The organism is Stenotrophomonas sp. 86428_Sma (assembly GCF_056481585.1).
In genome coordinates this window covers 3,906,920-3,920,367 of sequence record NZ_CM151156.1, presented here as the reverse complement: position 1 = coordinate 3,920,367, position 13,448 = coordinate 3,906,920, and the positions used below count along the sequence as shown (strand labels likewise).

The 13,448-nt window shown below is 66.2% G+C and carries 9 protein-coding genes; 5 read left to right on the top strand and 4 right to left on the bottom strand.

The genetic code is table 11. The features are described from left to right. Window positions 1–72: 72 nt before the first annotated feature. Both ACZK3J_RS18065 and pilB read left to right on the top strand, forming a co-directional pair. Entirely contained in the window at window positions 73–492 is a 420-nt protein-coding gene (locus tag ACZK3J_RS18065; RefSeq protein WP_277779292.1) for a pilin, read from the top strand. Window positions 493–557: 65 nt separating this feature from the next. Beyond that, window positions 558–2,291: a type IV-A pilus assembly ATPase PilB gene (gene pilB / locus ACZK3J_RS18060; protein ID WP_277779293.1), complete on the top strand. Its 1,734-nt coding sequence runs from the start codon at window positions 558–560 to the stop codon at window positions 2,289–2,291. A 522-nt stretch (window positions 2,292–2,813) separates the two neighbouring features. On the opposite strand, the gene ACZK3J_RS18055 is transcribed toward pilB, so the two are convergent. Then, window positions 2,814–4,187, bottom strand: coding sequence for a sigma-54-dependent transcriptional regulator (locus tag ACZK3J_RS18055; protein ID WP_478476139.1), 1,374 nt, complete (start codon window positions 4,185–4,187; stop codon window positions 2,814–2,816). A gap of 60 nt (window positions 4,188–4,247) precedes the next feature. Then, on the bottom strand, window positions 4,248–5,861 hold the full coding sequence (locus tag ACZK3J_RS18050; RefSeq protein ID WP_478476138.1) for a sensor histidine kinase: 1,614 nt from the start codon (window positions 5,859–5,861) through the stop codon (window positions 4,248–4,250). A 405-nt stretch (window positions 5,862–6,266) separates the two neighbouring features. Here ACZK3J_RS18050 and sucC point away from each other — a divergent pair, with 405 nt between their 5' ends. From sucC to ACZK3J_RS18035, 3 genes are all read left to right on the top strand, one after another. Continuing rightward, window positions 6,267–7,436 (top strand): ADP-forming succinate--CoA ligase subunit beta, encoded by a 1,170-nt coding sequence (sucC, locus tag ACZK3J_RS18045; RefSeq protein ID WP_004154430.1) that lies wholly within the window; start codon window positions 6,267–6,269, stop codon window positions 7,434–7,436. 20 nt (window positions 7,437–7,456) lie between these two features. Further along, window positions 7,457–8,332, top strand: coding sequence for a succinate--CoA ligase subunit alpha (gene sucD / locus ACZK3J_RS18040; RefSeq protein ID WP_005410793.1), 876 nt, complete (start codon window positions 7,457–7,459; stop codon window positions 8,330–8,332). Between the two features lie 224 nt (window positions 8,333–8,556). Beyond that, the gene (locus ACZK3J_RS18035) at window positions 8,557–10,191 is read left to right on the top strand and encodes an NAD+ synthase (protein ID WP_478476137.1); all 1,635 of its coding nucleotides are present in this window, start codon (window positions 8,557–8,559) and stop codon (window positions 10,189–10,191) included. A gap of 903 nt (window positions 10,192–11,094) precedes the next feature. Here the strand turns inward: ACZK3J_RS18035 and ACZK3J_RS18030 are convergent. Next, window positions 11,095–12,297, bottom strand: a complete 1,203-nt coding sequence (locus ACZK3J_RS18030; protein WP_478476136.1) for a lipase family protein — start codon at window positions 12,295–12,297, stop codon at window positions 11,095–11,097. A 191-nt stretch (window positions 12,298–12,488) separates the two neighbouring features. After that, complete coding sequence (locus tag ACZK3J_RS18025; RefSeq protein ID WP_029379759.1) at window positions 12,489–13,376, bottom strand: outer membrane protein assembly factor BamD; 888 nt, start codon at window positions 13,374–13,376, stop codon at window positions 12,489–12,491. Window positions 13,377–13,448 lie beyond the last annotated feature (72 nt).

Here is a 13,448-nt window from a genome sequence, read left to right as displayed (position 1 = left end):
GCGCCGGGGCTTTTTTTTGGCATGAACCCTGCTTTGCAGGGAATATCCATCTGCGCGTTGGGGAGCGCCTCCATGAGCAAGCAATCTGGTTTTACCTTGATCGAGTTGATGATTGTCGTAGCGATCATCGCCATCCTGGCTGCAATCGCTATACCGCAGTACAACGACTACACCGCACGGGGCCAGTTGTCTGAGGCCATTGTGCTGTTGGGCGGCCTGAAGACGCCGGTGGCCGAGCAGTTCGCGAACAGCAACGGCGCGACATCCTGCGCACTGCCGGACAGCGCAGTGCTGACTGGCAAGTATGTCGACGGTATCAAGGCGACAGCAGCGGTTCCTTGTGTCATCACGGCGACGATGAAGGCCACAGGCGTGAACGACAAAGTGAAGTCCGCCACTGTCACCATCACCTATGCTGCGAATTCCGGCATATGGGATTGCAAGACCGATGCCCCGGCTGAAGTGGCGCCCAAGGGTTGCCCTCACGGTTGATGCTGTTGGGCATTCCGCGCAGGCAGTGTGTGGGGTAGGCTGCGCGGGGGAGTAGGAGTACACACATGAACACAGTTGTCACCGCCAACCTTGTCGGCATCACCGGTTTGGCCCGTCGCTTGGTCCAGGACGGTGCCTTGGACGAGGCCTCCGCCCGCGACGCCATGGCCAAGGCGGCGGCTGCCCGCCAGCCGCTGCCTACGTGGTTCGCGCAGAACAAGCTGGTCAGTGCCTCGCAGCTCGCCGCCGCCAACGCGGTTGAGTTCGGCATGCCGCTGTTCGATGTTTCCACTTTCGATGCCAGCCAGAACGCGATGAGCCTGGTCAGCGAGGAGCTGCTGCGCAAGCACAACGTATTGCCGTTGTTCAAGCGCGGCGGCAAGCTGTTCGTGGGTACCAGCAACCCGACCCATGCGCTGGACGAGATCAAGTTCCATACCAATCTGGTGGTGGAACCGATCCTGGTCGATGAGGACCAGATCCGCCGCACGCTTGAGCAGTGGCACGCCAGCCAAGATGCCATCGGAAACGCACTGGGTGGCGATGACGAGGGCATGGGCAACCTGGATGTCGCGGCCGGTGACGAAGATCTCGGCGCCAGCAGCGGCGACTCGGGCATCGACGCCAAGGGCGACGACACCCCGGTGGTGAAGTTCGTCAACAAGGTGTTGGTCGATGCCATCCGCAAGGGCGCATCGGACATCCACTTCGAGCCTTACGAAGACGACTACCGCGTGCGCCTGCGCATCGACGGCCTGCTGAAGATGGTGGCGCGCGCGCCGGTGAAGTTGAACCAGCGCATCGCCGCGCGTCTGAAGGTGATGGCGCAGCTGGACATCGCTGAGAAGCGCGTGCCGCAGGACGGGCGCATCAAGCTGAACCTGTCCAAGACCAAGCAGATCGATTTCCGCGTCAGCACGCTGCCGACCCTGTTCGGTGAAAAGGTGGTGCTGCGTATCCTGGATGGCAGCGCGGCCAAGCTGGGCATCGACAAGCTGGGCTACGAGCCGGACCAGCAGAAGCTGTTCCACGACGCCATCCACAAGCCGTACGGCATGGTGCTGGTGACCGGCCCGACCGGTTCGGGCAAGACGGTGTCGCTGTATACCGCGCTGGGCATCCTCAACGATGAGACGCGCAACATCTCCACCGCCGAAGACCCGGTGGAAATCCGCTTGCCCGGCGTCAACCAGGTGCAGCAGAACAACAAGCGCGGCATGACCTTCGCTGCGGCACTGCGCTCGTTCCTGCGACAGGATCCGGACATCATTATGGTCGGCGAAATCCGCGACCTGGAGACGGCCGAGATTGCGATCAAGGCGGCGCAGACCGGCCACATGGTGCTGTCCACGCTGCATACCAACGATGCGCCGCAGACCATCGCGCGCCTGATGAACATGGGTATCGCCCCGTACAACATCACCAGCTCGGTGACGCTGGTGATCGCGCAGCGCCTGGCACGCCGGTTGTGCGGCAACTGCAAGCGACCGGCGAACCTGCCGGAGCACGCGTTGCTGGCCGAGGGCTTCACCCAGGCGCAGCTGGATGCGGGCATCCAGTTGTACGAGGCGGTGGGCTGCGATGAGTGCACCGAGGGCTACAAGGGCCGAACCGGTATCTACCAGGTGATGCCGATGACCGATGAGATCGCCACCATCGTGCTGGCCGGTGGCAACGCACTGCAGATTGCCGAGGCGGCGCAGCAGATCGGGGTGAATGACCTGCGGCAGTCGGCGTTGAAGAAGGCGGCAGCGGGTGTGACCAGCCTGGCCGAGATCAATCGCGTTACCAAGGATTGAGGTAGATCCACGCCATGCGTGGATGACGCGATGCATGGGGGTTGCCGGCCAGCGGCCGGCACTACCACGTTGGTGGGTAGATCCACGCCATGCGTGGATGGCGCGATGCATTGGGTTGCCGGCCAGCGGCCGGCACTACCACGTTGGTGGGTGGATCCACGCCATGCGTGGATGGCGCGATGCATTGGGTTGCCGGCCAGCGGCCGGCACTACCACGTTGGTGGGTAGATCCACGCCATGCGTGGATGACGCGATGCATGAGGTTGCCGGCCAGCGGCCGGCACTACCGCGTTGGTGGGTAGATCCACGCCATGCGTGGATGACGCGATGCATGAGGTTGCCGGCCAGCGGCCGGCACTACCACGTTGGTGGGTAGATCCACGCCATGCGTGGATGACGCGATGCATTGGGTTGCCGGCCAGCGGCCGGCACTACCGCGTTGGTGGGTGGATCCACGCCATGCGTGGATGGCGCGGCGGCGCACGCCAACCAAGGTTGGCGCCTACCAGGGCCGTTCGGCCCTTACTCCATCCCCAGCTTCTTCAGCTTGTAGCGCAGCGCGCGGAAGGTAATCCCCAGCTGCGCGGCCGTGCGGGTCTTGTTCCAGCGGTTCTCTTCCAGCGCGCGCTGGATGGCGCTGCGTTCCAGCTGCTCGATGTACGAGGGCAGGGCGGCGCCGCCCGGCTGCAGGTCGGCCACGGCTTCGGCGGGAGCAGCGCCGCCGAGCGCACGCGGGGCGTGCTGCGGCAGGCGTAGGTCGTCGGCACCAATGCGGTCTTCTTCGGCCAGTGCAAGCGCGCGCTCCAGAATGTTCTCCAGCTCGCGCACATTGCCCGGGAACGCATAGTGGGCCAGCGCTTCCAGCGCCGACGGCGCCAGCAGCGGGGTGGCACGGCCGTGGCTGCGGGCCAGGCGTGCCAGCACGGCGGCTGCCAGCTCCGGCAGGTCCTGGCGGCGCTCGCGCAGCGGCGGCACCTTCAGTTCGATCACGTTGATGCGGTAGTACAGGTCGTGGCGGAAGCGCCCGTCCTCGACCAGCTCGGCCAGGTCACGGTGCGTGGCCGAGAGAATGCGCACGTCCACCGGTTCTTCGTTGGCCGCACCGACCGCACGCACCGACTTTTCCTGGATCGCGCGCAGCAGCTTCACCTGCATCTGCAGCGGCAGCTCGGCCACTTCGTCCAGGAACAGGGTGCCGCCGTGTGCAGCCTGGAACAGGCCCGGCTTGTCGGCATGGGCGCCGCTGAAGCTGCCTTTGCGATGGCCGAAGAACTCGCTCTCCATCAGCTCGCCGGGAATGGCACCGCAGTTGACCGGCACGAACGGACCAGCCGCACGCGCGCCCTGGGCGTGGATGGTGCGCGCGACCAGTTCCTTGCCCACGCCCGATTCACCGAGGATGTAGACCGGTGCCTGGCTGCGCGCGACCTTGCCGATGGTGGTGCGCAGTACGTCCATCGCCGGCGAAGCGCCGAGCAGGCGAGCAGCCTGTTCGGTGGCGGGGCCGGGCGCAGGGCGTTCGGTGTTGTTGAGTTCCAGCGCGTGCTTGACCAGGCCGCGCAGCACCGAGATGTCCACCGGCTTGCTGACGAAGTCGAAGGCGCCGGCCTTCAGCGCTTCCACGGCCAGGTCCATGCTGCCGAATGCGGTGATCATCGCCACCGGTGTGCGCGGGTAGTGCTGGGCGATCTCGCTGACCAGCTCGATGCCGTTGCCATCCGGAAGGCGCATGTCGGTGATGCACAGGTCGTACGGGTTGCTGGCCAGCAGCTCGCGCGCTTCGGCCAGGTTGGCGGCGGTACTGATGCGCAGCCCCATGCGGCCGAGGGTCAGTACCAGCAGTTCGCGGATGTCGCGTTCATCGTCGACGACGAGGGCGCTGCGGGTTTCGTTCATGGGCGTGAAAGATAAACGAGGGGGCTGGAAGCGACAAATGTTTGACGCACAGATTTGGAATCAGGTGGGCAACAGCGTGTGCGGGCCGGGAAGCACCAGGCGGAAGCACGAGCCTCCTGCCGGCACCGGGATGTAGTCGAGCCGTGCCTGGTTGGCGCGGCACAACTCGCGGGCGATGTACAGGCCCAGCCCGGTGCCGTGCTCGGAGGTAGTGAAGAACGGACGGAACAGCTGTGCGGCCACGCTCTCGGGAATGCCGGGGCCACGGTCCATCACGTCGATCACCGCGCTGCGCTCGTGCTGCGCCACGCGCAGGCGCACCCGCGCCGGCTGCTGGCCGATGCGGCCGTACTTCAGTGCGTTGTGCACCAGCACGGTGAGCACCTGGTACAGGTGTTTGCTGTCGACCTGCGCCATCACCGCCGTGTCGCTGATGATCGGTTCGATGCTGTCGGTTTCCAGCGTCTGGCCCTGCTTGTACTCCAGCACGAAGCGGCGCACGAAGGCGACCAGGTCGACGTTCTCGGGTGTGGCGCGCTCGCGCCGTGCCAGCCCCAGCACGCTCTCGACGATGCCGTTGGTGCGCTGGCATTGCTGGCGGATGATCTGCAGCAGGCGGCGGTCGCTTTCGTTGAAACCGGTGCCTTCCTCCAGCAGCTGCACGGCGTAGTTGATCGCCGCCAGCGGATTGCGGATTTCATGGGCGAGGCTGGCCGAGAAGCGGCCCATCGCCGACAGGGTGAGCGATTCGGCGCGCCGCGAGACCACGCTGGAGTCGTCCAGGAATACCAGCGCCAGTTCGCTGCCGGCCAGCAGGCGGGCGAAGCGCGGTTGCACTTCCGGCTGGTCGGGGTTGAGCTGCAGCGGCAGTTCGTCCTGCGCCCAGCCGTTGCGCCAGCGCTGCAGGCGGCGCGCCAGTTCCGGCGCAGCACTGGCCAGATCCAGCCGTCCCGTCTCACCGATGCCGTCGTTGTCGCCGAGCAGCATCGAGGCCGCTTCATTGGCCAGGGTGATGCGGTTGTCGGCGTCCACCACCAGCACGCCGGTGCGCATGCGGCGGATGATCAGTTCGTTGATCTGGAACAGGTTGGCCACTTCGTCGCCGCGCTGGTTGGCCAGCTGCTGGTTGCGGCGCGCGCGGTTGCCCACCTGGTAGCTGATGAAGGCCAGCGCCAGGTAGCTGGTGGCAAACATGGCCAGCTCGGCCAGCGTGCGGGTGGGGTCACCGCCTTCGAGCACCTTCCAGAGGTATTCGATGCCGGTGGCCAGGCTGGCAGCAACCGCCAGGCCCAGGCCCCAGCTCAGCGGCAGCAGGGTGGCGGCGGCGGCGATGTTGAACAGCAGCGACATCGAGATGCCGGCGCTGGCACCGGGCAGGGCATGCGCCAGCAAGGTGGCGGCGATGGTGTCCACCAGCACGCTGCTGACCACGATCGGGCGCAGCCAGCGTTCGTTGCGGCCGATCGCCAGGGCCAGCAGCGACAGCAGCAGATAGATCGCCGCGACGGTATCGGCCAGACGCGGGTGATGGGCCTCGCCGACCATGCCGGACAGGGGGCTGTAGAGCAGGCCGGCGATGACCGCGGCGATCAGCACCCGGTACAGCGCGAAGAAGTACAGCTCACGCCGCGGAATCGATTCGATGCGGTCGATCAATGAAGCACTGGGTGACACGCCGGAACTCCCCTTCTGGCTGCCTGGGTCTGGAATCTGCGGCGGCCCTGCCTGGCATCCCCTGAAGCCGGGCGGGTTCGTCGCTTCTATGTGGCCTGCGGCGGAAGCCGCCGGGCAAGCCCGACACTACACACCTTGGTTGACCAGTATAGGGCCCCCGGCAGGACGCCGCCGGAGCCGCCCGGATCGCGCATTTGGCCTGCCGTGGATACCGGTGGCCAACACCGGCCCGGGCGCAACTGCCTGAATGGCGGTGGAAATCTGGCCGGGTGTGGCGTTTTGTACAGACTTCTTTGCGCCCCGGCGCTGGCTCGGCCACAATAGTGGGCCCGCCGCGGTCCATGCCGGCGCCCCGCCGGGGCCCTGAGGAATTGCGTGCGGTCGTTCCTATTCCCACGGTGACGCATGAATTTCCACGAATACCAGTCAAAACAACTGCTTGCCGAGTACGGCATCCCGGTCCCGGCCGGCAAGGTCGCTGCGACCCCGGACGAAGCGGTTGCCGCTGCCAACTCCCTGGGCCAGGGCCCCTGGATGGTCAAGGCGCAGATCCACGCTGGCGGCCGCGGCAAGGCTGGCGGCGTCAAGTTCTGCAAGACCACCGACGACGTGAAGGCCGCTGCGGCCAAGATGCTCGGCACCAAGATGGCCACCTACCAGACCGCTGGCGTTGAACTGCCGGTCAACCTGGTGCTGGTGACCACCGCCGGCGAGATCGTCAAGGAACTGTACCTGTCGGTGCTGGTCGACCGTGGCACCAAGACCATCACCTACATCGCCTCTTCGGAAGGCGGCGTGGAGATCGAGCAGGTCGCCGCTGAAACCCCGGAGCTGATCCACTCGCTGAACGTCGACTTCGTCGAAGGCGTGCAGGGTTACCACGGCCGTGATTTCGGCTTCAAGCTGGGCCTGACCGCCAAGCAGGCCGGCCAGTTCGCCAGCATCATGGTGAACCTGTACCGCCTGTTCAACGAAAAGGACCTGGCGCTGGTTGAAATCAACCCGCTGGCCATCCTGGACGACGGCAACCTGTACGCGCTGGACGGCAAGTTCGACAGCGACGACAACGCCGCGTTCCGCCAGAAGGCCCTGGTCGCCATGCGCGACAAGACCCAGGAAGATCCGACCGAAGTGATCGCTTCGGAGCTGGACATCAACTACGTCACCATGGACGGCAACATCGGCTGCATGGTCAACGGCGCAGGCCTGGCCATGGCCACCATGGACGTCATCAAGCTCAACGGCGGCGAGCCGGCGAACTTCCTGGACGTGGGCGGCGGCGCCAACAAGCAGCGCGTCATCGAAGCGTTCAAGCTGATCCTGTCCTCGGACAAGGTTGAAGGCATCTTCGTCAACATCTTCGGCGGCATCGTCCGCTGCGACATGATTGCCGAAGGCATCATCGCCGCCGTGAAGGAAGTGGGCGTCAAGGTTCCGGTCGTGGTGCGCCTGGAAGGCACCAACGTGGAAGAAGGCAAGCAGCTGCTGCGTGACAGCGGCATGGCCATCATCCCGGCTGACAACATCAACGATGGCGCCAAGAAGATCGTTGAAGCTGTCAAGAACGCTGCCTGATTCGACACCAAGGAATTCCCATGTCTGTTTTGATTAACAAGAACACCAAGGTGATCGTGCAGGGCTTCACCGGCCAGCAGGGCACCTTCCACGCCACTCAGATGATCGAGTACGGCACCCAGGTTGTTGGCGGCGTGACCCCGGGCAAGGGTGGCACCACCCACATCGACCTGCCGGTCTTCAACACCGTTGCCGACGCCGTGCAGAGCACCGGCGCCAACGCTTCGGTCATCTACGTGCCGCCGCCGTACGCGGCCGACGCGATCCTGGAAGCCGCTGCTGCCGGCATCAAGGTCATCGTCTGCATCACCGAAGGCATCCCGGTGCTGGACATGCTGCGCGTCAAGAACGTGCTGACCCGTTCGCATCCGGACACTGTGCTGATCGGGCCGAACTGCCCGGGCGTCATCACCCCGGGCGAGTGCAAGATCGGCATCATGCCGGGCCACATCCACCAGCCGGGCAAGATCGGCATCGTGTCGCGTTCGGGCACCCTGACCTATGAAGCGGTCAAGCAGACCACTGAAGTCGGCCTGGGCCAGTCCACCTGCATCGGCATCGGTGGTGACCCGATCAACGGCCTGAACTTCGTCGACTGCCTGAAGCTGTTCAACGAAGACCCGCAGACCGAAGGCATCATCATGGTCGGCGAAATCGGCGGTGACGCTGAAGAAGCCGGCGCCGAGTACATCAAGAACCACGTGAAGAAGCCGGTCGTCGGCTTCATCGCCGGTGCGTCGGCTCCGGCCGGCAAGCGCATGGGCCACGCCGGTGCGATCGCCTCGGGCGGCAAGGGCACTGCCGAAGGCAAGTTCGCCGCCATGGAAGCTGCCGGTGTTGTCACCGTCCGCTCGCCGGGCGACCTGGGCGCTGCCATCGCCAAGCTGGTGAAATAAGACCGCTTGTGTAGAGTCGAGCCATGCTCGACTGACGCTCTTGCTTCAAACAGAAAGGCCGCCTCCGGGCGGCCTTTCTGCGTCTGGTGCCCTGACCATCCCGGTAACCCCATCCACGCATGGCGTGGATCTACTGAGCCGGGGCTGTCCACGCAGTGAGCGCGCCCGGCGCGCGCATGGCGCAGCGCTACAATGGGCACATTGCAACCACAGGCTGGATTCCCATGGCTTCGATCCGCATCGCGATGGCGCAGTTCGACTTCCCGGTCGGCGATGTCGCCGGCAACACCGAGCGCATCATCGAGATGATCGGCCAGGCGCGCGACGAGTACGGCGCCGAGCTGGTGATGTTCCCCGAGCTGGCGGTGAGTGGTTATCCGCCGGAAGACCTGCTGCTGCGCCCGGGCTTCCTGTACGAGTGCGAGCAGGCGATGGCCCGCATCGCTGCTGCCTGCCGTGGCATCACCGCCGTGGTTGGTTGGCCGCAGGCGGCCGGTGCGGTGGTCTACAACGCCGCCAGCGTGCTGCGTGACGGCCTGGTCGAGCAGACCTACCGCAAGCGCGAGCTGCCCAATTATGCGGTGTTCGACGAGCGCCGCTACTTCGATGTCGATCCGGATGGCGGCAGCTGCGTGTTCGAGGTCAACGGCATTCCGGTGGGCCTGCTGATCTGCGAAGACCTGTGGTTCGCCGAGCCGCTGGCCGACACCGTGCGCGAAGGTGCGCAGCTGGTGGTGGTGCCCAATGCTTCACCGTACGAGCGCGGCAAGCACGCCCAGCGCGATGCGGTGCTGGCTGCACGCACCCGTGAGAGCGGGGCGGCGATCGCCTACCTCAACGTGGTCGGTGGCCAGGACGCGCTGGTGTTCGACGGTGCCTCGGTGGTGGCCGATGGCGACGGTACCGTGCACCCGGCCGCCGCCGCCTTCGTCGACCAGTGGCTGGTGGTGGAGTACGACGGTGAAACCCGCCGCTTCATGCCGCACGTGTGGATGGACGATGGCGACGAGAGCATGGACGCGCTGGCCTGGCGCGCAGTGACCCGTGGCATCCAGGACTACTGCCGCAAGAACGGCTTCAAGAAGGTGTGGCTGGGCTTGTCCGGCGGCATCGATTCGGCGCTGGTGCTGGCCATGGCCGTGGACGCGATGGGCGCGGAAAACGTCACCGCGGTGCGGTTGCCGTCGCGCTATACCGCAGGCCTGTCCAACGATTTGGCCGCCGAACAGTGCCAGGCACTGGGCGTGAAGCTGGAGGCGGTATCGATCGAGCCGGCGTTCAAGGGACTGATGGAATCGCTGGCGCCGATGTTCGAAGGCACTGCGCCGGACGTGACCGAAGAGAACCTGCAGTCGCGCAGCCGTGGCGTGATCCTGATGGCGCTGGCCAACAAGTTCGGTGGCCTGTTGCTGACCACCGGCAACAAAAGCGAATACGCGGTGGGTTACGCCACCATCTACGGCGACATGTGCGGTGGCTATGCGCCGCTGAAGGACCTGTACAAGACCGAAGTGTTCGGGCTGTCGAAGTGGCGCAACACCGTGGGCGGCGCGCCGGTGATCCCGCCGGCCGTGATCAGCCGCCCGCCGTCGGCCGAGCTGCGCGAGAACCAGCTGGACCAGGATTCGCTGCCGGCCTATGACGTGCTGGACGGCATCCTGTACCGCTACATCGACCAGGAGCAGTCGCGCACGGAGATCGTTGCGGCCGGTTACGACGCTGCCGTGGTCGACCGGGTGCTGCGCCTGGTGCGCATCAGCGAGTGGAAGCGGCACCAGGCCGCGCCGGGGCCGAAGGTCTCGCGCCGGGCATTTGGCCGCGAGCGTCGTTACCCGATCAGCAACGGCTACAAGGGCTGAAGCTGCGGTTTTGGCGGGTAGTGCCGGCCGCTGGCCGGCAACCCGTATACCGCGTATCCACGCATGGCGTGGCTCTACTGCGTTCGGTAGTGCCGGCCGCTGGCCGGCAACCCGTGTACCGCGTATCCACGCATGGCGTGGATCTATTGCGTTCGGTAGTGCCGGCCGCTGGCCGGCAACCCCGCATACCGCGTATCCACGCATGACGTGGATCTACTCCGTTCGGTAGTGCCGGCCGCTGGCCGGCAACCCGCATACCGCGTATCCACGCATGGCGTGGATCTACCGTTCGGTAGTGCCGGCCGCTGGCCGGCAACCCGCATACCGCGTATCCACGCATGGCGTGGATCTACTGCGTTCGGTAGGCCGGCCGCTGGCCGGCAACCCCGCATACCGCGCATCCACGCATGGCGTGGCTCTACTGCGTCCGGTAGTGCCGGCCGCTGGCCGGCAGCCCGTATACCGCGCATCCACGCATGGCGTGGCTCTACTGCGTCCGGTAGTGCCGGCCGCTGGCCGGCAACCCCGCATACCGCGCATCCACGCATGGCGTGGCTCTACTGCGTCCGGTAGTGCCGGCCGCTGGCCGGCAACCCGTGTACCGCGTATCCACGCATGGCGTGGCTCTACTGCGTTCGGTAGTGCCGGCCGCTGGCCGGCAACCCGTATACCGCGCATCCACGCATGGCGTGGATCTACTGCGTTCGGTAGTGCCGGCCGCTGGCCGGCAACCCCGCATACCGCGCATCCACGCATGGCGTGGCTCTACTGCGTCCGGTAGTGCCGGCCGCTGGCCGGCAACCCGTGTACCGTGCATCCACGCATGGCGTGGCTCTACTCCGTTCGGTAGTGCCGGCCGCTGGCCGGCAACCCGCATACCGCGTATCCACGCATGACGTGGATCTACTGGGCGTCCTCAAGCAGCTGTTCGAGGCTGGCAGTTTCCGCAGCGTCGTTGAAGCGTCCGTCCCCCAGCCGTGCCCGCACAAACGCCAGGCCATCCGCCGCCGCCGCATCCAGCGTGCCGCGGTGGTCGACCGGGTAACGCCGGAACGCGACCGGCTCGCCTCGCAGGGCCAGGCCTGCGGCATACAGCAGAGTGGTCAGATAGGGCACATCGCGGTCCTCGCTGCCGTGGCCCAGCATCAGCGGTTGGCTGAAGCCGCGGCGCGGTACGCCGAGATAGTCGTACAGCACCGCCCAGATGCCCGGCACGCTGGTCAGCGGTGCAGTGAACATGCTGCCGGTATCCGCACCGTCCAGCGTGGTGGCCAGTTCGCCCAGGCACTGCTCGCGTGCCACTGCCACGCGGGCGCGACCGGTGTCGCTGAGGACGCGGTCGATCTGTGGCGCAACCTGCAACAGACCGTCGAGCAGATACGCGTGATACGCGTTGAGCGCGCCAGGATTGGCGGTGCGGTTGTCCGGCTTCATCACCAGCGCGGTCAGCTCGACGGCGGTGGGCGTGCCGGTGGTGAAGCTGCCGCGGTAGTGCAGGGAAGGGCCACCATAGGTGGGCGCCAGATGCCCGGCTGTGAGGGCTGCAGCGCCACCCTGTGAATGACCAACCGAGACCCAGCGCGGCGACAGCGCTGCGTTGCCCAGGTACTGGCGGCTGGCCTTGACCAGGTCGATGGCATTGCGCGCGGCAGTGCGCACATGCAGATAGGCATGCTCGCCGGGGCTGCCGAGCCCCTGGTAGTCCGCGGCGACCACCGCATAGCCCTGGGCCAGGAACTGATCGAGGAAGCGCCCGTCGCGTTCGGGTTGGTAGGGGCCGGACACCGAGGGCGCGCAGCGATCGGCGATGCCCTGGGTGCCATGTGCCCAGGACACCACCGGCCAGCCGCTCGCTGGAGCCGCGCCGGCGGGCAGGTACAGCAGGCCGGTGCCTTCGGCCAGCTGGCCGCGAAGATCCGGGGTGCGGTAGTGGAGCTTGTAGGCCTGCGCAGCCTTGGACGGCACCCATGACGCGCGATAGGGGGCAGCAGACAGCAGATCGCCCGGTGCACCCGGTGCGGCAGCCAGGGGGCCCGGGGACAGCGCCAGCACGGCGGTGGCAAGGAGGCAGGCGAGGGGGCGGAAACGGCGGGGCGGTAGGGTCATGGGGCGCTCCTTCACGGCCGGGATGGCCGTTGCGCCGCAGTGTGAGGGGGCGTCGCCGGAGCGGGATGCGACCGGCGTCGCATCCGCCGGGAATTCGTAGAATTCCTAGTGTCGTGGTCCATGGGCGTACGAACCATCCACGCATGGCGTGGATCTACCGACAAAGAAAAGGCCCCTTTCGGGGCCCTCTCTTACTTCTTTTCCAGTCGCGCGTTGCGCTGGCCGGTGCTGGCGGATTTCTCGCCGGCGAACGGGTTCAGCTTGCGGATCATCCACGGGTACTTCGGCCACTTGCCTTCCAGCCACGGGTGGTCCGGCTGGTTCAGCTGCAGGACGCGGCGGGCATCGTCGGCCAGGGTCTTGTTGCCCAGGTGGGTGTAGGAATCGGCCAGCACAGCCACGGCGTCGTACTGGAAGGCGCTCTGCGGGTAGGTTTCCAGCAGGTAGTTGGCGCGGCCGGCGGCCGAGACCCAGGCGCCGCGGCGCATGTAGTACAGGGCGTTGTCCAGCTCATGCTGGGCGAACACGTCACGCAGCTCCAGCATGCGCTGGCGCGCATCGGCGGCGTAGCGGCTGTTCGGGTAGCGGTCCACCACGATGTTGAAGTCCGAATACGCCTGGTGCGGCGTGGACAGGTCGCGGCGGCTGGCATCCAGCGACCATACGCGGCGCAGGAAAACCGTACTGCGGTTGGAGTTGGCCAGGCCGCGCAGGTAGTACAGGTACGCGATGTTGCGATGGGTCGGGTAGGTACGGATGAAGCGGTCGATGCTGGACACCGCGTCATCATGCTTGCCGGCCTTGTACTGGGCGTAGGCGGTCTCGATCATCGCCTGCTCGGTGTACGGACCGTACGGATACTGGGCCACCAGGCGGCGGAAGCTGGCTTCGGCGCCGCTCCAGTTGCCACCCTGCATCAGCTTGTGGCTCTTCTCGTACAACTGTTCGACCGGCGTCCCTTCATCGGGGCGATCGCCCTTCTTGGCACCACGGTGGCAGCCGGTGGCGGCGATGACCAGCACCAGCAGCAGGGCGGTGAGGCGGACGGGCGCGGAGAGCATGGCGGAGCGTCGGATCATGGGGTCGAGGCGGGACGCGGCTGGAATACGAAGGGTCGATGATAGCCTAGTGTCCTGTCCAGCGACTGAAAC

What these genes read in the sequence shown, in the direction of transcription:
- sucC (WP_004154430.1), top strand. Translation starts at nt 6,267, where the DNA reads ATGAATTTCCACGAATACCAGTCAAAACAACTGCTTGCCGAGTACGGC.
- ACZK3J_RS18025 (WP_029379759.1), bottom strand. Translation starts at nt 13,376, where the DNA reads ATGATCCGACGCTCCGCCATGCTCTCCGCGCCCGTCCGCCTCACCGCC.
- ACZK3J_RS18035 (WP_478476137.1), top strand. Translation starts at nt 8,557, where the DNA reads ATGGCTTCGATCCGCATCGCGATGGCGCAGTTCGACTTCCCGGTCGGC.
- ACZK3J_RS18030 (WP_478476136.1), bottom strand. Translation starts at nt 12,297, where the DNA reads ATGACCCTACCGCCCCGCCGTTTCCGCCCCCTCGCCTGCCTCCTTGCC.
- sucD (WP_005410793.1), top strand. Translation starts at nt 7,457, where the DNA reads ATGTCTGTTTTGATTAACAAGAACACCAAGGTGATCGTGCAGGGCTTC.
- ACZK3J_RS18065 (WP_277779292.1), top strand. Translation starts at nt 73, where the DNA reads ATGAGCAAGCAATCTGGTTTTACCTTGATCGAGTTGATGATTGTCGTA.
- pilB (WP_277779293.1), top strand. Translation starts at nt 558, where the DNA reads ATGAACACAGTTGTCACCGCCAACCTTGTCGGCATCACCGGTTTGGCC.
- ACZK3J_RS18055 (WP_478476139.1), bottom strand. Translation starts at nt 4,187, where the DNA reads ATGAACGAAACCCGCAGCGCCCTCGTCGTCGACGATGAACGCGACATC.